17 protein-coding genes are annotated in these 20,759 nt (G+C 46.6%); 5 read left to right on the top strand and 12 right to left on the bottom strand.

Features of this window, described 5'->3' with window-relative positions:
• Positions 1-78 precede the first annotated feature (78 nt).
• Both glpK and AAC854_RS07155 read right to left on the bottom strand, forming a co-directional pair.
• Positions 79-1,602, bottom strand: coding sequence for a glycerol kinase GlpK (gene glpK, locus AAC854_RS07160; RefSeq protein ID WP_340616493.1), 1,524 nt, complete (start codon positions 1,600-1,602; stop codon positions 79-81).
• Between the two features lie 71 nt (positions 1,603-1,673).
• Positions 1,674-2,471, bottom strand: a complete 798-nt coding sequence (locus AAC854_RS07155; RefSeq protein WP_340616492.1) for an MIP/aquaporin family protein — start codon at positions 2,469-2,471, stop codon at positions 1,674-1,676.
• 314 nt (positions 2,472-2,785) lie between these two features.
• Here AAC854_RS07155 and zapB point away from each other — a divergent pair, with 314 nt between their 5' ends.
• Positions 2,786-3,028, top strand: a complete 243-nt coding sequence (gene zapB / locus AAC854_RS07150; RefSeq protein WP_340616491.1) for a cell division protein ZapB — start codon at positions 2,786-2,788, stop codon at positions 3,026-3,028.
• Between the two features lie 71 nt (positions 3,029-3,099).
• Here zapB and rraA read toward each other — a convergent pair whose 3' ends face one another.
• The 7 genes from rraA to priA all read right to left on the bottom strand — a co-directional run bounded on the left by rraA (position 3,100) and on the right by priA (position 11,337).
• Positions 3,100-3,609 carry a ribonuclease E activity regulator RraA gene (rraA, locus tag AAC854_RS07145; protein WP_340616490.1) on the bottom strand — a complete coding sequence of 170 codons (510 nt, stop codon included), beginning with the start codon at positions 3,607-3,609 and terminating at the stop codon, positions 3,100-3,102.
• A gap of 108 nt (positions 3,610-3,717) precedes the next feature.
• Entirely contained in the window at positions 3,718-4,635 is a 918-nt protein-coding gene (locus tag AAC854_RS07140) for a 1,4-dihydroxy-2-naphthoate polyprenyltransferase (protein ID WP_340616489.1), read from the bottom strand.
• 311 nt (positions 4,636-4,946) lie between these two features.
• Positions 4,947-6,278: an HslU--HslV peptidase ATPase subunit gene (gene hslU, locus AAC854_RS07135; protein WP_047962234.1), complete on the bottom strand. Its 1,332-nt coding sequence runs from the start codon at positions 6,276-6,278 to the stop codon at positions 4,947-4,949.
• Positions 6,279-6,289: 11 nt separating this feature from the next.
• A complete protein-coding gene (gene hslV, locus AAC854_RS07130) occupies positions 6,290-6,820 on the bottom strand; it encodes an ATP-dependent protease subunit HslV (protein ID WP_047962233.1) in 531 nt (176 codons plus the stop codon).
• Between the two features lie 138 nt (positions 6,821-6,958).
• Positions 6,959-7,786, bottom strand: a complete 828-nt coding sequence (gene ftsN / locus AAC854_RS07125) for a cell division protein FtsN (RefSeq protein WP_340616488.1) — start codon at positions 7,784-7,786, stop codon at positions 6,959-6,961.
• A gap of 70 nt (positions 7,787-7,856) precedes the next feature.
• A complete protein-coding gene (gene cytR, locus AAC854_RS07120; protein ID WP_340616487.1) occupies positions 7,857-8,882 on the bottom strand; it encodes a DNA-binding transcriptional regulator CytR in 1,026 nt (341 codons plus the stop codon).
• 256 nt (positions 8,883-9,138) lie between these two features.
• Positions 9,139-11,337 carry a primosomal protein N' gene (gene priA / locus AAC854_RS07115; RefSeq protein WP_340616486.1) on the bottom strand — a complete coding sequence of 733 codons (2,199 nt, stop codon included), beginning with the start codon at positions 11,335-11,337 and terminating at the stop codon, positions 9,139-9,141.
• A gap of 232 nt (positions 11,338-11,569) precedes the next feature.
• Here priA and rpmE point away from each other — a divergent pair, with 232 nt between their 5' ends.
• On the top strand, positions 11,570-11,785 hold the full coding sequence (rpmE, locus tag AAC854_RS07110; RefSeq protein WP_072061389.1) for a 50S ribosomal protein L31: 216 nt from the start codon (positions 11,570-11,572) through the stop codon (positions 11,783-11,785).
• An 82-nt stretch (positions 11,786-11,867) separates the two neighbouring features.
• Here rpmE and metJ read toward each other — a convergent pair whose 3' ends face one another.
• Positions 11,868-12,185 carry a met regulon transcriptional regulator MetJ gene (metJ, locus tag AAC854_RS07105; protein ID WP_047962228.1) on the bottom strand — a complete coding sequence of 106 codons (318 nt, stop codon included), beginning with the start codon at positions 12,183-12,185 and terminating at the stop codon, positions 11,868-11,870.
• Positions 12,186-12,490: 305 nt separating this feature from the next.
• On the opposite strand from metJ, the gene metB reads away from it, so the two are divergent.
• The 3 genes from metB to ppc all read left to right on the top strand — a co-directional run bounded on the left by metB (position 12,491) and on the right by ppc (position 19,070).
• A complete protein-coding gene (metB, locus tag AAC854_RS07100) occupies positions 12,491-13,651 on the top strand; it encodes a cystathionine gamma-synthase (protein ID WP_340616485.1) in 1,161 nt (386 codons plus the stop codon).
• 9 nt (positions 13,652-13,660) lie between these two features.
• Positions 13,661-16,096, top strand: a complete 2,436-nt coding sequence (locus AAC854_RS07095; RefSeq protein WP_340616484.1) for a bifunctional aspartate kinase/homoserine dehydrogenase II — start codon at positions 13,661-13,663, stop codon at positions 16,094-16,096.
• Between the two features lie 337 nt (positions 16,097-16,433).
• Positions 16,434-19,070 carry a phosphoenolpyruvate carboxylase gene (ppc, locus tag AAC854_RS07090; RefSeq protein WP_340616483.1) on the top strand — a complete coding sequence of 879 codons (2,637 nt, stop codon included), beginning with the start codon at positions 16,434-16,436 and terminating at the stop codon, positions 19,068-19,070.
• A 64-nt stretch (positions 19,071-19,134) separates the two neighbouring features.
• Here ppc and metF read toward each other — a convergent pair whose 3' ends face one another.
• Together metF and AAC854_RS07080 are read right to left on the bottom strand one after the other, a co-directional pair.
• Positions 19,135-20,022 (bottom strand): methylenetetrahydrofolate reductase, encoded by an 888-nt coding sequence (metF, locus tag AAC854_RS07085; protein ID WP_340616482.1) that lies wholly within the window; start codon positions 20,020-20,022, stop codon positions 19,135-19,137.
• A gap of 306 nt (positions 20,023-20,328) precedes the next feature.
• Positions 20,329-20,628 carry a RibD family protein gene (locus AAC854_RS07080; RefSeq protein WP_422824058.1) on the bottom strand — a complete coding sequence of 100 codons (300 nt, stop codon included), beginning with the start codon at positions 20,626-20,628 and terminating at the stop codon, positions 20,329-20,331.
• Positions 20,629-20,759 lie beyond the last annotated feature (131 nt).

Genomic DNA, 20,759 nt, shown 5'->3' with positions numbered 1-20,759 from the left:
CAGATAAAAATGCTCTGACATTGCTGTAATATTACATTACTACGATGCCAGAGCTTTTGGTTATCCGGTGGTTCGCGATTAAGCGCGATCTTCCCACTCTTGAGCACGGGCAACGGCTTTCTTCCAGCCATTGTATCTATGATTGCGCTCAGTCGTTTCGATACCTGGGCGGAATTCTTTTTCGATGACGGCCTTACTCTTCACTTCATCCAGATCTCGCCAGAACCCGACGGCTAAACCGGCAAGGAAAGCGGCTCCCAACGCGGTGCTTTCACGTACTTCCGGGCGTTCTACGCGCGTGCCGAGAATGTCGGATTGGAACTGCATCAGGAAGTTATTGGCAACAGCACCGCCATCTACACGCAAAGCTTGCAGGCGCGTACCCGAATCAGCTTGCATCGCATCCAATACATCACGGGTTTGGTAAGCGATGGATTCCAGCGTGGCGCGAATAATATGGTTGCTATTTGCACCACGGGTCAGGCCGAAAATAGCACCACGAGCATAAGGGTCCCAGTATGGTGCGCCAAGGCCGGTAAACGCCGGCACGACATAAACGCCATTGCTGTCTTTGACTTTCGTTGCGAAATATTCCGAATCTGTCGCATCGGCAATGAGTTTCAGCTCATCACGCAGCCATTGAATGGAAGCCCCGCCAACGAATACGGCACCTTCCAGTGCATAGTTGACTTCTCCGCGTGGGCCACAGGCGATGGTTGTCAGTAGGCCATGGCTGGAGCGAACGGCATCTTTGCCTGTGTTCATCAGCAGGAAGCAGCCGGTGCCGTAAGTATTTTTAGCCATGCCGGGATGGACACATAATTGTCCGTACAGGGCGGCCTGCTGGTCTCCTGCGATACCCGCGATAGGAATACGAGTGCCACCTTTGCCACCGATATTGGTTTGACCATAGACCTCTGAGGAAGCTGCGACTTTTGGCAGCATAACGCGAGGTATGCCCAATTCATCGAGAATCTTTTGATCCCATTCCAGATTATGAATATTGAACAACATGGTACGGGAAGCATTGGTATAGTCGGTCACATGTACACGTCCCTGAGTCATTTTCCAGACTAACCACGTATCGACTGTACCGAATAAAAGCTCTCCGTTTTCAGCGCGCTGACGAACGCCTTCAATGTTATCCAAAATCCATTTTATTTTTGTGCCGGAGAAATAGGGATCAACGACTAAGCCTGTATTGTGGCGGATATACTCTTCCAAACCATCTTTTTGTTTCAGTTTAGTACAGATATCTGCTGTCCGGCGGCATTGCCATACAATCGCGTTATAAACGGGTTTACCGGTTTCTTTTTCCCAGACAATGGTTGTTTCCCGTTGGTTAGTAATACCAATACTGGCAATTTGATCGGAACTGATATCTGCTTTTGCCAGTACTTCAACCAGTGTAGAACTCTGGCTTGCCCAGATTTCCATTGGGTCGTGCTCTACCCAACCTGGTTTAGGGTAAATTTGAGGAAATTCGCGTTGTGAGATGCAAACAATATTGGCATCGTGATCAAGCACAACAGCCCGTGAACTGGTTGTGCCCTGATCCAGAGCGACGATATATTTTTTTTCAGTGATATTTTCTGTTGTCATAACTATAACCTGGTTTCAATGACTCATTTTTTATTGTTTTATTGGATTGCCATCACTTAAGTATGGCAAGTTTAAATCTCGCGTGGTAAATGGCGAGCAATCAGTTTGCGGTAGCCAAAAGCGCCTAAAATCGCGCCAACGACAGGAGCTACCAAAGGAACAAGGCAATAAGGAATATCTCGGCCGCCTGTCAGGGCAATATCTCCCCAACCTGCTAAATAAGCAACCAATTTGGGGCCGAAGTCACGGGCCGGGTTCAGGGCAAATCCGGTCAGGGGGCCGAATGAACCACCGATAACCGCAATGAGGATACCAATCAGCAGAGGGGCTAAAGGCCCGCGTGGGATGCCATTGCCATCATCTGTCAGAGCCAGAATCAGACACAGCAGAACGGCGGCGATAATAACTTCGACGATAAATGCCTGTAGTACGGAGAGCTGTGCAGCAGGGTAAGTAGAGAAAACACCTGCCGTGAAGAGACTTTCCTGTGAACCACGAACCGTGTTGTGAACTTGTTCATAATCCAGGAAAAGATTGTAATACATCATATAGATGATGAGGGCTGCAACAAAGCCCCCGAGCATCTGGGCAATGATGTAAGGCAGCACTTTTTTTCTGTCAAAGTTAGCGAATAAACATAGTGCAATGGTGACTGCGGGATTGAGGTGTGCCCCTGAGATCCCTGCGGTCAGGTAAACTGCCAAGGCAACACCAAGGCCCCAGATAATACTGATTTCCCATAAACCCAGTTGTGCCCCTGCAAGCCGGGCGGCAGCAACACAGCCTAAGCCAAAGAAAACGAGTAATGCAGTACCCAGAAATTCTGAAATGCATTGACCTGATAATGTTGGATTAGTGGTTTGGCTCATTTCTATATCCTATAAAAAAAGTACAGGGGAAGATTAATGATTAGTCATTTCTTATATATTAAGAGAAAAGTGCCTGTGAATTTATCGTTAATGCGCGTAAACGAGAAATAGCGAAATTGAAATATGCGTGTTGCGTCAACAAAATGAGCGAATTCGCATTTGATTATGGCTTTCTTCCGCTTGGAAATGTGATCTTGTATACATTTTGCTTTAGTCGCTATATTTCTCGTTATAACGCACATTGAAAGGATGAAACTAGACAGGCGTTGATAGGCTAAATACAATCAAGAGATTGCTTACAAGAGGGCCCGAGAATGTCATTTGAAGTTTTTGAAAAGCTAGAATCTAAAGTTCAGCAGGCGATTGATACCATCACTTTGCTGCAAATGGAAATTGAAGAATTAAAAGAACAGAATGCGGCGTTATCTCAGAATGTTCAGAATGTGACAGACAACCGTGATTCACTGGCACGTGAAAATGAGCAGCTCAAACAAGAACAATCTGCATGGCAAGAGCGCTTACGTACCCTGTTGGGTAAGATGGAAGATGTACAATAGGTATCTAAAGGCTTAGCTGAAAAAGGGCGATGATTGCGCCCTTTTTTTTACACCCAATAAAGATAATGGTATTACACTTCATCATCGTCACTGTCTTCGTCAATATCCAGTGGTACATCTGATAACACAATGCCGGTATTGTCTGCGTAGAGATAATCACCAGAGAAGAAAGTTACGCCACCGAAGTTCACTCTGATATCACTTTCACCCACGCCTTCGCTATTGGAACCGGCAGGGATGGCGGCCATTGCCTGAATACCAATATCAAGTTCGGCAAGGTGATCAACCTGACGTACCGCGCCATAGACGACAATGCCTTCCCACTCATTATTGGCGGCAAGTTGAGCCAGTTCGGCGTCAACGAGTGCCTTGCGTACCGATCCACCACCATCGACGAGCAGAATACGGCCAAGCCCATTTTCTTCAAGTAAATCATAAAGCAGGCCATTGTCTTCAAAGCATTTCACCGTGATGATCTGACCACCAAATGAAGTACGCCCACCAAAGTTGGAAAATAGTGGTTCTACCACGTTTATATCTTCTTGATAGATATCACAAAGTTCGGAAGTATCATATTTCATGGGATTTACGTCTGGTTTATGCAAGGAACGGACAGTATATCCTTTTAAAGCCAATGTTGGCAAAATCATCAATCTTAAAACTTATGTATAAAATTGATGCTTACTCGCTTAATTAAGTACCAACCCGATGGAAAACAGCACATTGGTCAGTAATGCCGCTTTGACCATTTGTACCAGCTTAGGGCGCATACCTTCAGGTGTCGGATCACGCAGTACTTGCAACATGTGTTTCAATAATAGAGGAAAGGCAAGTAAAAATAGCCAGCTAGTCCAGCTGGTTAGATACTGGAGCGTAAAGGTGATAAGGCAAGACATGGCACCTATTATCAGGGCAGCATGGTAGTAACGTGCTTTTTTTCCACCCAATCTGACAGCCAGTGTATTTTTGCCGTTTTGCCGATCATTTTCGATATCGCGCAAATTATTAATATTCAAAACTGCAACGGAAAGTAAACCACAGGCGGTTGCAGGCAGGATCGTATTCAGGGAAAAGGTATTGGCTTGCAGGTAATAGGTACCAAGAACACTCAACCAGCCAAAGAAAATCAGGACAGAAATATCACCCAGCCCAAGATAGCCGTAAGGTTTGGCTCCCACGGTATATGTGATAGCCGCGATAATCGCCAATAATCCCAGAACCAGGAAACCGATAACATCGCTCAGGCTATTACAGGCCACGACGATGAGAGAAATACCTGACAGGCAAGAGAGCAGCACCGTGATCTTCAATGCGTTTTTCATCTGCTTTGCCGTAATCAAACCTTTTTGCATGCCACGCATTGGGCCGATACGTTTTTCTGCATCACTGCCTTTGGCAACATCGCCATAGTCATTGGCGAGATTGGAAAGAATTTGCAGTATGGCGGCAGTTAATAAAGCCAGCAACGCCACAGGCCATTTGAAATGTCCCGTCCATGATGCAAGGGCTGAACCAGTTATGACGGCCGCTATGGCCAAAGGTAACGTTTTGGGGCGTAAGCTTTCCAGCCATGCCTGTATCTGACTGATAGACGTTGTTGAGCTCATATTGTCACTATTTGTCATTACGTGATTATACCCGTCGCCTTTCAAGTTGCCTCTTTGTTGGCTGCGCTCGCTCACCCCCGATCACATAGTCATCTATGCTCCCGGGGATTCACTCTCTTGCCGCCGCGATGCATCTTGAAATTCATAGGGTATAGTGGATGATAAATTTTATATCATCGAAAATAGAGAAATGGGAGGCTAAAAGCCTCCCATTTTACGATTTCTTTCACTGTCTTCGCGTTTTTCTTCACATTGAATTGCTTGCGTGAATAAGACCGGCGAACCAGATTAAATCAGGTCAATATTACCGATTATAAAATAAACCGGCTCAGGTCTTCATCCGCAACCAGCTCATCTAAATGTTCTTTGACATAATCGGCATTGATTTCAACCGACTGTCCTTGGCTCTCGCTGGCGTCGAAAGAGATATCTTCCATCATACGCTCAAGCACGGTATGAAGACGACGGGCACCGATGTTTTCGGTGGTTTCATTCACTTTCCATGCTGCTTCCGCGATTTTGCGGATACCATCAGTAGTGAATTCAATACCCATACCTTCGGTCGCCATCAGAGCCTTATACTGTTCAGTCAGTGAGGCATTAGGTTCAGTCAGAATACGTTCAAAGTCTTCAGTTGTCAGTGCCTGTAATTCAACGCGGATTGGCAAACGGCCCTGAAGTTCAGGGATCAGATCGGAAGGGCTGGAAACCTGGAAAGCGCCGGAGGCGATGAACAGAATGTGATCGGTTTTGACCATGCCGTGTTTGGTGGAAACGGTACAGCCTTCTACCAGTGGCAGCAGATCGCGCTGAACACCTTCACGTGAAACATCCGGGCCGGAAGTCTGGCCGCGTTTACAGATTTTATCGATCTCATCAATGAAGACGATACCGTGCTGTTCAACCGCATCAATCGCCTGCTGCTTCAATTCTTCAGGATTAACCAGTTTTGCGGCTTCTTCTTCTACCAGCAGCTTGAACGCATCTTTGATTTTCATTTTGCGGTTTTTCTGGCGCTGGCCTGCCAGATTCTGGAACATGGATTGCAACTGATTAGTCATCTCTTCCATGCCCGGAGGTGCCATGATTTCAACGCCAACTGGCGCGGCTGAAACTTCGATTTCAATTTCTTTGTCGTCTAACTGGCCTTCACGCAGTTTTTTGCGGAATGCCTGACGGGTTGAAGATGGCTCGGACTGAGTTTCTGCCTGTCCCCAGTTATTTTTGGCCGGTGGCAGCAGGACATCCAGAATACGCTCTTCTGCCAGCTCTTCGGCGCGATAGCGGTTTTTCTCAATGGATTGCAGACGAACCATTTTCACTGCGGCATCAGTCAGATCACGGATAATGGAATCAACTTCTTTGCCAACATAACCCACTTCGGTGAATTTGGTTGCTTCAACCTTGATAAAGGGAGCGTTAGCCAGCTTTGCCAGACGACGGGCGATTTCGGTTTTACCTACACCGGTTGGGCCTATCATCAAAATATTTTTTGGCGTGACTTCTTGACGCAGTGATTCATCCAACTGCATACGACGCCAGCGGTTGCGCAGAGCAATGGCAACAGCGCGTTTTGCTTTGTCTTGACCGATGATGTGATTGTCGAGTTCGCTGACAATTTCGCGAGGAGTCATTTCAGACATACTATCTATCCTTACGCTTTCGAAGGCAGTTCTTCGAAGTTGTGATTATGGTTGGTGTAGATGCAGATATCGCCAGCGATGGACAGGGCGCGTTCGGTAATTTCTCTGGCACCGAGTTCCGTGGTTTCCAGCATTGCACGGGCGGCAGCCTGGGCGTATGAGCCTCCGGAACCAATGGCAATAAGATCATTCTCTGGCTGAATCACATCACCGTTACCTGTAATAATCAGAGAAGCATTCTCATCTGCAACTGCAAGCAGGGCTTCCAGCTTGCGTAGCATGCGATCTGTTCGCCAGTCTTTGGCCAGTTCAACAGCCGCTTTGGTCAGATGCCCTTGATGCATTTCGAGTTTACGTTCAAACAGTTCGAACAGTGTGAAGGCATCGGCAGTACCGCCGGCAAAACCCGCGATGACTTTGTCATTGTAAAGGCGGCGCACTTTGCGGACATTGCCTTTCATCACGGTATGACCCATGGTTGCTTGTCCATCACCACCGATGACGACTTTGCCATTACGGCGAACACTTACGATTGTAGTCACGAGTTAGCCCCTGGTTACAAAATAGAAGATGGTACACACGGGATGTTGGCTGGTTATTCTGCAATTGCCTGTGGTATTGCTGATAAAAGCACCGTGCGTATGTTATTAACGACTAAGATGGGGGAATTTTCTGACTTTTCAACCCCCAATCGGGCGAGGAATACAGTCAGATACACCTGCACCAGCAACCTTTTCACGCATTTTTTCAGCACTGGCCTTATTTTTATAAGGACCGAGTACAACACGGTTCCAATTGTCTTTCGTGGTAATCTGGCTTTCAATGCCTGCGAATGCAAGGCTGGCACGGACAGATTCAGCTTGCTCCATCGTGCGGAAGGAGCCGCATTGTAGCATCAATCTGGTGTCATTTGTTGCAGGTTTTGGTTTAGTTTCTCCGGAATATTGGGAGGAAGCTGATGACTTGCTTTCCTGAGCAACCGTTGTTTTTTGCTCTGGTGAATATTGCTGAGATTGCTGCTGCATATATTCTTCTGAAGGTGGATTGATCACAACGCGCGTACGTGGAACAGGCTCACTATTATAGGGAACTTCTTTCAACGAGATAGGAGGCTGGCGCATATCCGCCTGCATTTGTTCAAGCAACTGCTTCTGTTCTGGTGTCAATTGAGGGGCACGGTTTAGCGGTTGATTCAATATGGCCGTGGGGTCCTGTATTGAAGATTCATTAACAGGCCGGTTTTCCAACTCTTTGATGTAGCTCCAGCGCTCTTCTGGTTTCGGGGGCAGGCCATGACTTTTGGTTTGGTGAGAAGGCTGGGTGGCATTTTGTACACTTTCTTTTTTGTTGTGCACGATGAAATAAAGGCCACCAATAAACATGACCACTAAGGCCACAGCAACGGCTAATGTAGTTTTGGGTAATCCTTGAGACTGGTTTTTCTTTTTACCAGTACTTTTCCGACGGGGATTGCTCTGCCCGCGACTCACATAATCTCGTTGTGCCACTGTTTAATTCGCTGATTTATTAAAAATTAAGGAATAGATAACCAATGTTACTTAACCTACTGTTATTTGGCTAGCTTTTAGGCGAACAAGTACTCGAGCGAATGATCAGTTCTGCATCCAGTAACCTTGAGCCTTTGGAAACCCATCGGCCTTGAAGCTGTTCCAGCAACAAAAGCATAGAATGGCGCCCAATCTCATAACGAGGTTGTTTCACTGTGGTTAGAGCCGGTTCACTGTATTGAGCCAGATTCAAATTATCGAAACCAATAACAGAGAGTTCTTCTGGTAATTTTAACCCCATTTTCTTGGCTTGCCACATTGCGCCCAAGGCCATGACATCGCTATGGCAGAAAATCGCACTCGGAGGCTCCGGTAGAGTCAGTAGGATTTCCGCCAATTCAGCGCCGCTTTCATGGGTAAAATCGCCCTGGACAATATATTCTTCCAGAATTTCTCCTCCTGTGCGCCGCAGGGCTTGAATGTACCCCTGCAATCGGTAGTGGCACAGTGGCATGTTATCCGGCCCTGTAATGCAGGCAATGCGTTTGTGCCCCAGTTTTTGCAGATGATGGGTGGCATTGAATGCGGCTGTCAGGTTATCAATATGGACAGTCGGAAGTTCCAGCTCCGGGGCGAACTCATTAGCCATGACCATTGGCGGCAGGTTTTTTTGCTCTTCTTTGGAAACATCGAAAGGAATATTGGAACCCAACAGCACCATGCCATCAATGCGTTTGGTGATCAGCAGATTGATAAACGCATGCTCCTGTTGCTGCTGGTGTTTACAGTCACCAATCAGAACCAGATAGCCATGTTCGGCTGCGGTTTCTTCAATGCCACGAATGACTTCGGTGAAGAAAGGATCGCTGATATTGGGTACAATAACTAAAATCGCCCTGGATTCATTGCGTCGTAGATTTTTGGCAAGATTGTGCGGATAGTAACCCACTTCCAGTACGGCATTTTCTACTTTTTGACGTGTACGAGCAGAAACCTTATCAGGATTCATAAGTGTTCTTGATACAGTTGCAGTAGAAACACCAGCCACTTTGGCAACATCTTTCATGGTTGCCAATGTGCAATTCTTTTTTTCCATAGCTCACTCCTCGCTTTCTACAGGCAGCAAAACGATTGCTCTCAATCTGCTAAAAAACGCCGGTTATTCCTAAGAAAGAAGTTCTGGCGGATCGTTTTCTACAGTCATATTAATAAGTTCATTTTAAACTGATTAATAAGCCAATCCGTTACTTTGTTTGCATAAAAAGTGTGATATGAATCATTTCTTAGAGATACTTCGCAAATTAAGGAAATAATTACCTCTATTTCTGTTATTGGTTAATGATTTTCTGTTATCAACCTTCGGTCGGGTCAACGTCAATGTTCCATTTCACCTTCCGTGCCTGTGGCAGCGCAGTGATTTGCGGATAAATCCCTGCCATCATTTTCTGTAGGAAGATACGTGAAGGATGCTGAACCATTAATTGCCAGCGATAACGACCGCCGCGTTTGGCTTGTAATGCCGGTACAGGGCCCATGATCCATAGTTGGTTATCATACAGTGGATGATGTTCAAGCAATTGACGCATTTGCTGCAAAAAAGCGGGCGCTTGTTGATTGTCATGATCTTCTGAGCGGAGCAAGATGTGGCTGGCAAAAGGTGGCAGATGCACTTGTTGCCGTTCTTCCATCGCTTGCTGCGCAAAGGCATCGTAGCCCTTTTCCAGTAATACCTGTAATAGCGGGTGCTCAGGATGGTGGGTTTGCAGGACAACTTCACCTCGCTTGCCCGCTCGTCCTGCCCGACCGGAGACTTGAGTATACAGTTGGGCAAAACGCTCTGCTGCCCGAAAATCGGCAGAGAACAGGGCTCCATCAACATCAAGTAAGGAAACCAAAGTCACGTCGGGGAAGTGATGGCCTTTCGCCAGCATTTGAGTACCAATCAGAATACGGGCCCCGCCTTGATGTACTTCAGCCAGTTGTTGTTCCAATGCCCCTTTGCGGCTGGTGGTATCACGATCAATGCGGGTGACAGGAATATTGGGAAACAGTTGAGTGATGCCATCTTCAAGCTGTTCCGTGCCCATCCCGACAGGGATTAGGTTAGTGGAACCACATTGTGGGCATTGGCGTGGGATCGGTCGTTGGCTGTCACAGTGGTGGCAACGTAGGTGGCGGTGGTTTTGGTGCAGCGTGTAATAATGATCACAGCGCTGGCATTCCGCTATCCAGCCGCATTCATGGCAAAGCAGGGCGGGAGAATAGCCACGACGGTTCAAAAACAGGATAACCTGATTGTCCGCCTTGAGGTGCTCTTTGATGCGGTTGATGAGCGGTTGTGATAACCCGACAGTCAACGGTAATCCTTTCAAATCCAGCAAATGCTGAGTCGCTGGCTGGGCATGGCCCGCTCGTTTAGTTAATGTGAGTTGGCGGTATTTCCCCTGTTGAACGTTATATAGTGTTTCCAGTGCTGGCGTGGCGGTTCCCATAATGATCGGAATCCGCTCTTTTTTGGCACGAAACACCGCCAAATCACGGGCATGATAGCGCCAGCCTTCCTGTTGTTTGTAGGAACTGTCATGCTCTTCATCAATAATGATGACTCCCAAGTGGGCAAAGGGAGTAAACAAGGCAGAGCGTGTACCGATGACGATAGCATTTTCTCCCCGCTTCGCCCGCAGCCAAACGGTTAATCGTTCGCTGTCATTCAATGCTGAGTGAAGGATATCAACAGGCGCATCGAAACGTTCCCGGAATCGGCGAATAGTTTGTGGTGTCAGCCCAATTTCAGGTACCAAAATCAGCGCTTGTTTACCTTGCTCAAGAATGTTTTCCAATACGCTGAGATAGACTTCCGTTTTACCTGAACCCGTGATACCTGCAAGCAGCCATGGGGAGAAAGTGTTATCTTCTGCGCGAATGGCGCCTATAGCGGTGGCCTGTTCTGTATTCAGCTTTAGCCGTTCCCCGATGATTTTAAAATCTTCATGCCAATTTTCAGCTTCCGGCTGTATTGGACAAAGCTCAATCAGTGACTTCTTTTTCAGTGATTGCAATGCGTTTTCACTTAATTCCAATTCAGCGACTTGATGGCGGTAAACAGGTTTTTGGCGCAAAGTGGCTAGAGCCTGCTGCTGTTTGGTAGAACGCTTGAGTTGTTCGAGTGGGAGCCCGCGTCCAGTCTCAGTGACATGCCATTGCCAGAGTGGAGAAAACTCTGCTGGTTTTCCCTGCCGTAGCAAAACGGGCAGAGCATGGAACAAAACCTCCCCCAGCGGATGGTGATAATAGCTGGCTGACCACAAGAGCAATTGCCAAAGGTCGTCGGGAAAAAGTGGCTGGACATCAAGAATGCCGGAAATAGACTTGAGCTGTTCGGGAGAGAATTCGCTGTTGTCTGTAATGCCTGTGACTATGCCTATTGCATTACGTTTGCCAAACGGCACGTTTACGCGAACACCGATAGCCGGCAAAGGTAGCCCTTCGGGTAATAGATAATCAAAAGCGCGGGTTAAGGGGACAGGCAACACAACCTGAACAACTGTCATAAGGCGTTTCCGGATAATTAATGACCAGACAAAAGAAAGTATAGCGATAAGGGTATCATAGCAAATCAGCAGATTTCATTGCGTGATGAGCAGATTTTCTGTATGATCCGCCGCCTTTGGTATAGAAATTACCGATACTGATTTTTATCAACACGACATTTTTATCAACATGACGTGTGGTGTCTGGCGGCAACAGGGCTGGATAGCGACACGGCCTGAACAGAGGTTTCCCATGAAACAAGGTATCCATCCTAAGTACGAAGAAATTACTGCATCTTGCTCTTGCGGTAACGTTATCAAAATCAACTCTACCGTAGGTCACAACCTGAACCTGGACGTTTGTGGTGCATGCCACCCATTCTACACTGGTAAGCAGCGTGACGTTGCGACCGGTGGTCGTGTTGATCGCTTTAACAAACGTTTCAGCGTTCCAGGTGCTAAGAAGTAATGACTTTTTCCTGTCTGTATTCAATACAGGCAGAATAGTTGAAACAAAAACGCCCGATGTTCTGCATCGGGCGTTTTTGTTATCAATATTCCCATGTTTCAGGATCAATACCGAGCTCACGCATCATGATTTTCGCCGCTTCAGGGATTTCATCATGACGTTCTTTGCGCAAATCATCATCATCAGGCAGAGGCTGTCCAGTGAACGCATGGAGAAAAGCTTCACACAGCAATTCGCTATTTGTTGCATGACGCAGATTGTTCACCTGACGACGGGTACGCTCATCAGTCAGGATTTTCAGCACCTTTAACGGGATTGAAACCGTAATTTTTTTGACCTGTTCACTTTTTTTGCCATGTTCAGCATAAGGGCTGACATACTCACCATTCCACTCAGCCATGAGATACCTTAAATAATTTTTAAATCAAGTAATTGAAATCAGAAGTTGGAGGGTACTTCTGATCTGTTTTCATGTCGGTAATTCGGTAGTCTAGCATAATTCGCTTATCGACTATATCGCTCCAGTCTCACTGACTTATAAAGTATAACCAGAAGAAATATAAAGCATAAGAATAATCGCCTAATTGTAGTATTAGACCGTCGTATTTAACCGCAAATGATTTTGGATGTCTAGATGTGTTGACGTCTATGCTTCCGATCGTTATCCTTGCATGACGCCAATAATAACAATGATGGGTAAAGTTTATGGGATGTAAGCAAGCGACAGTTGCGGTTCATAGTGGCTTAAATATTGATGAACAATATGGCTGTGTGGTTCCACCTATTTATCTTTCCAGCACATATAACTTTACTGGTTTCAACGAACCCAGAACGCATGATTATTCCCGACGTGGTAATCCAGGTCGCGATGTTGTCCAACAGGTTTTGGCAGAGCTGGAAAGTGGTGCCGGTGCAGTAATGACCAGCAGCGGTATGTCAGCCATTCATCTGTTATGCACTGTATTTCTGAAACCGGGAGATTTATTAGTGGCTCCCCATGATTGTTATGGTGGAAGTTACCGTCTGTTTGATAGCTTGAGCAAACGTGGTGCATATAATGTGCTCTTTGTTGATCAGTCAGATGATCAGGCTCTGAAACAGGCATTGGCACAAAAGCCTAAACTGGTGTTGATTGAAACGCCGAGCAATCCTCTGTTGCGAATTGTCGATATTCAATATATTTGCGAGCTGGCCCATGAGGTAGGGGCATTGGCTATCGTAGATAACACCTTCCTGAGTCCTGTACTGCAAAAGCCATTGGATTTGGGGGCGGACTTAGTGGTGCATTCCTGCACGAAATATCTGAATGGGCATTCTGACCTGATTGCAGGGGCGATCATTGCCAAAGATCCGGAAATTGCCAAAGATTTGGCATGGTGGGCGAACAATATCGGCGTGACAGGGGCCGCTTTTGACAGCTATTTGTTGCTGCGCGGCATTCGTACCTTATCTGCCCGTGTGCTGCTTCAACAGAATAATGCTGCTGTTATTGCAGATTATTTACAACAGCAGCGACAAGTGAAAAAGCTTTATTATCCTGCGCTGAAAAGCCATCCCGGACATGAAATTGCCGTTAAACAGCAAAAGGGTTTTGGGGCGATGCTGAGTTTCGAATTGGATGGTGATGAATTCACCATGCGTCGCTTTTTATCTGCATTAAAATTATTTACTCTGGCTGAATCTCTCGGTGGTGTGGAATCGTTGATTTCTCATACCGCAACAATGACACACGCGGGAATGTCGGCAGAAGCAAGGGCTCAGGCAGGGATTACGGATTTGCTTCTTCGTGTCTCTGTAGGAATTGAAGATAGTCAGGATTTAATTGCTGATCTGGACAGCGCGTTTCAGGCAGCGGCAACGAGGTAATCATTAATCATGAGTGCACTGGCAACAGCGGGGGCGGAATCTGGCCGCCAATTACATAAATTTGGCGGCAGCAGCCTGGCCGATGTGAAGTGTTATCAGCGGGTTGCAGACATTATGGCGAACTATAGCCAGCCGGGTGATTTAATGGTGGTATCGGCGGCAGGGAGCACAACGAATCAGCTTATTGATTGGCTGAAATTGAGCCAGAGTGACCGGATATCAGCGCATCAAGTCCAGCAATCGCTACGGCGCTATCAGCAAGAGTTGATCCGTGGTTTGTTGCCTGAAGTGGTAGCAGAAGAGCTGGTCACAAAGTTTATCGCTGATCTGGAGAGATTGAGTGCACTGTTAGATAAGCCCGTTACAGATATCACCTATGCAGAAGTTGTCGGTCATGGTGAGATTTGGTCTGCACGTTTGATGGCGGCATTACTTGAGCATCAGGGTCTCCCCAGTGCATGGCTGGATGCACGCCAATTTCTGCGGGCAGAACGAGCGGCTCAGCCACAGGTTGATGTGAGTCTGTCCCAACCCTTGCTCAGCCAGTTATTGATCCAAAACCCTCATAAGCGTTTGGTTGTCACGGGGTTCATCTCCAGTAACCAAAATGGTGAAACCGTCCTGTTGGGGCGCAATGGCAGTGACTATTCTGCCACACAGGTTGGTGCATTGGCGGGAACCCAAAAAGTCACTATATGGAGTGATGTTGCAGGGGTTTATAGTGCCGATCCGCGTAAAGTCAAAGATGCGTGCCTGCTACCTTTGCTGCGCTTGGATGAAGCCAGTGAATTGGCCCGTTTGGCGGCACCTGTGCTTCATACCCGCACATTGCAGCCTGTGTCCACCAGCGATATTGATCTGCAATTGCGTTGCAGCTACCAGCCTGAGCAAGGTTCGACTCGCATTGAACGGGTTCTGGCAACAGGGACTGGAGCGAAAATTGTTACCAGTCATGATGATGTTTGCCTGATTGAATTGCATGTATCGTCAGCCCACGATTTTAAGCAAATCTACAAAGATATTGATTCATTGTTGAAACGCGCCCAAATTCGGCCGTTGGCGACAGGGCTGCATGCGGATTGTAACCTTATTCAGCTTTGCTATACCTCTGAGATTGTGAACAGTGCCCTTGATGTTTTGCAGGATGCTGTTTTGCCCGGAAAACTTTCCCTGCGTGAAGGCCTGGCGCTGGTGGCATTGGTGGGGGCTGGTGTCTGTAAAAATCCGCTGCATAGCCATCGTTTCTATCAACAACTAAAAGATCAGCCTGTTGAATTTGTCTGGCATGCGGAAGATGGCATTAGCCTTGTTGCTGTTCTGCGCCTGAACCAAACTTCGCATCTGATTCAGGGTTTGCACCAAAGTCTGTTTCGGGCAGAAAAGCGTATCGGTTTGGTGCTGTTTGGCAAAGGGAACATTGGCTCACGTTGGTTAGAACTCTTTGCTCGTGAACAGAAGAATATTTCAGCCCGCAGTGATTTTGAGTTTATTCTGGCGGGCGTTGTGGATAGTTGCCGAAGTTTACTGAATTATCAAGGGATTGATGCCAGCCGTGCGTTGGCGTTCTTTGATGATGAAGCGACGAAACATGAAGACGATGCACTGTTTTTATGGATGAGAGCACATCCTTATGATGATTTGGTGGTACTGGATGTGACGGCAAGTGAAGAGCTGGCCAAAGAATATATCGATTTTGCCAGCTATGGATTTCACGTTATCAGTGCCAACAAAGTTGCCGGTTCTTCCGATAGCAACACTTATCGTATGATCCGCGATGCCTTTGCAAAAACGGGCCGCCACTGGTTATACAACGCCACAGTTGGCGCTGGACTGCCGATTAATCACTCGGTCAGGGATTTACGGGAAAGTGGAGATACCATTTTGTCCATCAGCGGGATTTTTTCCGGAACGTTATCATGGCTATTCCTGCAATTTGATGGTTCTGTCCCTTTCAGTGACTTGGTCGAACAGGCATGGCAGCAAGGATTGACGGAACCTGATCCGCGTATCGATCTTTCTGGTCAGGATGTGATGCGTAAGCTGGTTATTTTAGCCAGAGAAGCGGGTTACGAGATAGAACCTGATCAAGTGCGTGTTGAATCACTGGTGCCGGAAGAGGCACGAATCGGTTCCATTGAAGAATTTTTTGAAAACAGTGCTGCTATTAATGCCCAGATGCTTCAACGATTGGAAGCGGCACGGGAAATGGGTATGGTACTGCGGTATGTCGCGCGCTTTGATGCCAGTGGTAAAGCTAAAGTGGGGGTGGAAGCAGTACGTAATGACCATCCGATGGCTTCATTGCTGCCGGCGGATAACGTATTTGCGATAGAAAGCCGTTGGTATCGCGATAATCCTCTGGTGATCCGTGGCCCAGGCGCCGGGCGGGATGTTACCGCAGGAGCAATCCAATCAGATTTAAATCGCCTCTCACAGCTTCTCTAATTTAAGGTTTTTGGCAGGGATATGATGAACTATCCCTGCCTGTATCATCATCCCGCCAATCAAAAGCATCTTATTACTCTCTATATTGAAAAAACAATTTATTGAAAATAACAAGTTTATTGAGAACAAACAAGGCAAGCCATCGGATTGTCTTATAAAAAAGAAATCTTGATTAAATTTCATAAAATCCGCCCAAATTGTTTGTTTTCTGATATGAATAGAGCGTTAGAGATAAACAAAAGAACAGCTCTAATCTTGACAGATACAGGGTAGATGCCGATTGAACCAGCCATCTGGTGAAATGGGTGACATACAGCAACACAGGGCCAGAAACCACATGAATCAACAATATTCCGCAATGCGAAGTAATGTCAGTATGCTCGGTAAGTTGCTGGGCGACACGATTAAAGAGGCTTTGGGAGAAGACATTCTTGATAAGGTTGAAATGATCAGGAAACTATCCAAATCATCCCGCGCAGGTAACGAGGCTCATCGTCAGCAGCTTTTATCGACACTGGAAAATTTATCCAATGATGAATTACTCCCTGTCGCTCGTGCCTTTAACCAGTTTTTAAATCTGGCTAACGTTGCCGAACAATATCACAGCATTTCGCCTCATGGTGAAGCTGCGAGTAATCCGGTAGCGCTGGCAGCATTATTCAATCGTCTGAAAGATAAACAATTCAGTAATGATGATTTGATCAAAGCAGTGAATGACTTAGCGATTGAACTAGTCTTGACGGCACACCCGACAGAAATTGCCCGCCGAACATTGATTCATAAACTCGTTGAAGTGAATGGTTGTTTGGCACAGCTTGACCATGATGATTTGGCCGATTATGAGCGCAATAATATCATGCGTCGCCTGCGCCAGTTGATTGCCCAATCATGGCATACCGATGAAATTCGCAAAATCCGCCCAACGCCAATTGATGAAGCAAAATGGGGGTTTGCGGTAGTTGAAAACAGTCTGTGGGAAGGTGTGCCAGCGTTCCTGCGTGAATTCAATGAACAACTGGAAGAATCCATCGGATATAGCTTGCCAGTGGAAGCCGTGCCAGTTCGTTTCACTTCCTGGATGGGAGGAGATCGTGATGGTAACCCTAATGTTACCGCCGAAATTACCCGCCATGTCCTGTTGCTCAGCCGTTGGAAGGCCGCAGATCTGTTTTTGAAAGATATTCAGATTCTCGTTTCTGAACTCTCCATGTCGGAATGTACACCTGAACTGCGCCAAATGGCGGGTGGTGAGCATGTTTTAGAGCCTTACCGTGAAATTGCCAAACAATTGCGAACGCAATTAAGCAACACTCTGGCTTATTTGGAGAAATGTCTTAAAGGTGAACAAGCCTTGCCACCAGCGGATTTGTTGCTGCATAACGAACAGCTATGGCAACCCTTGTATGCTTGTTATCAATCCCTGAAAGCCTGCGGGATGGAGATTATCGCCAATGGGCAATTGTTGGATACTCTGCGCCGAATTCGCTGCTTTGGTCTCTCTTTGGTACGTATCGATGTTCGTCAGGAAAGTACCCGCCATACTGACGCCATTGCGGAGTTAACGCAATATTTGGAAATGGGAGATTATGCGAGCTGGCCTGAGGCCGAGAAACAGGCATTTCTGCTGCGTGAATTAAACTCAAAACGGCCTCTGATCCCGCGTGACTGGCAGCCAAGTGCCGACACCCAAGAGGTTTTTGCAACTTGCAAAGTCATTGCCGAATCGCCACAAGATGCGATTGCCGCTTATGTTATTTCCATGGCGAAAGTGCCTTCTGATGTGTTGGCTGTGAAATTATTGCTGAAAGAGGCAGGTTGTTCATTGTCATTACCCGTAGCGCCGTTGTTCGAAACCCTTGATGACCTGAATAACGCAGAAAGTGTGATTCGGCAATTGTTGGGAATAACCTGGTATCGCGATCTGATTAAGAATAAACAGATGGTGATGATCGGTTATTCAGATTCAGCGAAAGATGCCGGGGTGATGGCGGCATCTTGGGCACAATACCGGGCACAGGATGCGTTGATCAAATTGTGTGAACAAGAAGGTGTGACATTAACCTTGTTCCACGGACGCGGCGGCACGATTGGTCGTGGTGGTGCGCCAGCACACTCAGCTCTGCTCTCTCAGCCACCGGGCAGTCTGAAAGGGGGATTGCGTGTCACCGAGCAGGGAGAAATGATCCGCTTTAAGTTCGGCTTGCCGCAAGTGACGATCAGCAGTCTGGCTTTGTATGCCAGTGCGATACTGGAAGCAAACTTATTGCCACCGCCGGAACCCAAACCAGAATGGCATCAGATCATGGATACGCTCTCGGATGTTTCCTGCGATATGTATCGTGATTATGTGCGTGAACAACCGGAGTTTGTGCCTTATTTCAGGGCAGCAACGCCTGAGCAAGAATTAGCAAAATTACCGTTGGGTTCGCGACCGGCTAAACGTCGTCCGACTGGCGGTGTAGAAAGTCTGCGAGCTATACCGTGGATATTCGCATGGACACAGAACCGCCTGATGTTGCCGGCATGGTTGGGAGCGGGCGCAGCACTGCAATGCATCATCGATGAAGGAAAACTATCGGTTTTAACGGATATGTGCCGCGACTGGCCATTCTTCAATACACGTATCGCCATGTTGGAGATGGTGTTTGCCAAAGCGGATTTATGGCTGGCGGAGTATTACGACCAACGTTTGGTGGAGCCAAAACTGTGGCCTTTGGGAGTAAAGTTGCGCAATCAGCTTGCAGAGAATATCAAAACGGTACTCGCCATTGCGCAGGATGAGCAATTGATGGCGGATTTACCGTGGATTGCAGAATCCATCGCTTTGCGTAACGTATATACCGATCCATTGAACGTACTACAAGCGGAATTGCTCCAACGCTCCCGTCAGCAGGAAACTCCTGATCCGCATCTTGAACAGGCGCTGATGGTGACCATTGCAGGTGTTGCGGCAGGAATGCGCAATACGGGATAGTTTTTTAAGAATTTTCAAATCATCAAAGCCGAATGGGGAACCGTTCGGCTTTAATTTGAAATCATTAAGAAGGCCGGACGCCTAGCGTATGGCAAATGGCATAACTCAGCTCTGCCCGGTTCAGGGTATAAAAATGAAAATCTTTCACTCCTTCACGACTGAGAATTTTCACCATGTCCATTGCGATAGAAGCACCGACTAAGTTGCGACTTTCCGGATCATCCTCCAGCCCTTCAAACATTCTTGTCATCCAACTTGGGATACGAACATTGGTTATGGTGGCAAATCGTTGTAACTGACGGAAGTTCGATACAGGCAAAATGCCCGGTACAATTTCTACATCAATTCCCGTTGCGACGCAGCGATCGCGAAAACGCAGGTAACTTTCCACATCAAAAAAGAATTGGGTAATGGCACGATTGGCTCCCGCGTCAATTTTGCGCTTTAGATTAATCAGATCAGCCTGCGCGCTTTTTGCTTCTGGATGTACTTCCGGGTAAGCAGCCACAGAGATATCAAAATCGGCCTCTTTTTTTAAAAGCTCTACTAAATCAGCGCCATACATTTCTGGTTTGCCGCTGTCATTAGGCAAATCGCCACGTAATGCCACGATATGGCGAATGCCATTTTGCCAATAATCATGGGCAATGTCGCGTAGCTCTTCACGGCTGGCATCAATGCAGGTCAGGTGTGGTGCTGCATCCAACCCCGTTTTTTCTTTGATTCCCTTGATGATGCTATGGGTACGATTACGTTCACCTGAGTTGGCCCCATAAGTGACGGAGACAAATTTGGGTTTCAGCTTGCTCAAACGGTCAATGGATTTCCACAGGGTTTGTTCCATCTCAGGAGTACTGGGTGGAAAGAATTCAAAGGAAACTCGAATTTGCCCATCAAGCTCAGCTAAATTCTGATTCAGCGCTTCTCGCTGATTAGCGTGAAAAAAACTCATACCCTGTGCCCTCTTGAACAAGCGGAGTTTTTGGCTATATCCGCTTATTTTTGGATGTTTAAATGTTTATATGTCTATCCGTTTAGATGTCTAAATAGAATGGGCGAAGCGGGATTTTTAGTCAATTGAGAAATAGCTTATTTCCGATGAGTAATATTCAAAGTGATCAGGAAATAAATTCATGTTTGGGGGGGGAACTGGATGATTTAGTGAATTTTATTTTTTATTGGTTATTTTTGCGTGATTAACTAATGGACTTATCATTAATCCCACTATTAAACAGTAGGATTAATTAATGACGATATATCAAATCATAGAGCGAAAACGTAAACGAATATCGGTGTCGACTTGAATATGTTCGACTAGTCTGAGGAATGGAGAAAGTTCCAAAGATTCTGAATGTATATTGGCCATCATAGGACGAGCTTGCTCACCAAGTAGTCTTGGAGATACATAAACAAGTAGTTCATCAATTAACCCTTCTTTTAATAGCGCTCCAGTCAAAATGGGGCCAGCTTCGACAAAAATATCATTTAACCCTCTATTCCCTAATTCTTCTAATAATGTTTTTAGATTGATTTGATTATTACTAGCATTAACGCTCATTCTATTGATATAGGGTGGTAATTTTAACGCGATGCTCGACTTTAACATCCTATGACGTTGGCTTGTTGAAGCCAGTCGCGTTGACTTTTACCTTGTTTAAAATTGGCAAAAATGCCCAACGTATGAGAAAG

Origin of the sequence: Xenorhabdus entomophaga (assembly GCF_037996725.1) — a bacterium.
Lineage (GTDB): Bacteria > Pseudomonadota > Gammaproteobacteria > Enterobacterales > Enterobacteriaceae > Xenorhabdus > Xenorhabdus khoisanae.
Note: the sequence above shows the minus strand (reverse complement) of the source record. Positions and strands in the feature narration are given on the sequence as shown.

Bases quoted from the DNA above. Each gene is read 5' to 3' on its own strand.
- hslU (WP_047962234.1), bottom strand. From the start codon at position 6,278: ATGTCTGAAATGACTCCTCGCGAAATTGTCAGCGAACTCGACAATCAC.
- metF (WP_340616482.1), bottom strand. From the start codon at position 20,022: ATGAGTTTTTTTCACGCTAATCAGCGAGAAGCGCTGAATCAGAATTTA.
- zapB (WP_340616491.1), top strand. From the start codon at position 2,786: ATGTCATTTGAAGTTTTTGAAAAGCTAGAATCTAAAGTTCAGCAGGCG.
- metB (WP_340616485.1), top strand. From the start codon at position 12,491: ATGGGATGTAAGCAAGCGACAGTTGCGGTTCATAGTGGCTTAAATATT.
- metJ (WP_047962228.1), bottom strand. From the start codon at position 12,185: ATGGCTGAGTGGAATGGTGAGTATGTCAGCCCTTATGCTGAACATGGC.
- priA (WP_340616486.1), bottom strand. From the start codon at position 11,337: ATGACAGTTGTTCAGGTTGTGTTGCCTGTCCCCTTAACCCGCGCTTTT.
- ppc (WP_340616483.1), top strand. From the start codon at position 16,434: ATGAATCAACAATATTCCGCAATGCGAAGTAATGTCAGTATGCTCGGT.
- glpK (WP_340616493.1), bottom strand. From the start codon at position 1,602: ATGACAACAGAAAATATCACTGAAAAAAAATATATCGTCGCTCTGGAT.
- AAC854_RS07155 (WP_340616492.1), bottom strand. From the start codon at position 2,471: ATGAGCCAAACCACTAATCCAACATTATCAGGTCAATGCATTTCAGAA.
- AAC854_RS07095 (WP_340616484.1), top strand. From the start codon at position 13,661: ATGAGTGCACTGGCAACAGCGGGGGCGGAATCTGGCCGCCAATTACAT.
- rraA (WP_340616490.1), bottom strand. From the start codon at position 3,609: ATGAAATATGATACTTCCGAACTTTGTGATATCTATCAAGAAGATATA.
- AAC854_RS07140 (WP_340616489.1), bottom strand. From the start codon at position 4,635: ATGAGCTCAACAACGTCTATCAGTCAGATACAGGCATGGCTGGAAAGC.
- AAC854_RS07080 (WP_422824058.1), bottom strand. From the start codon at position 20,628: ATGAGCGTTAATGCTAGTAATAATCAAATCAATCTAAAAACATTATTA.
- cytR (WP_340616487.1), bottom strand. From the start codon at position 8,882: ATGGAAAAAAAGAATTGCACATTGGCAACCATGAAAGATGTTGCCAAA.
- rpmE (WP_072061389.1), top strand. From the start codon at position 11,570: ATGAAACAAGGTATCCATCCTAAGTACGAAGAAATTACTGCATCTTGC.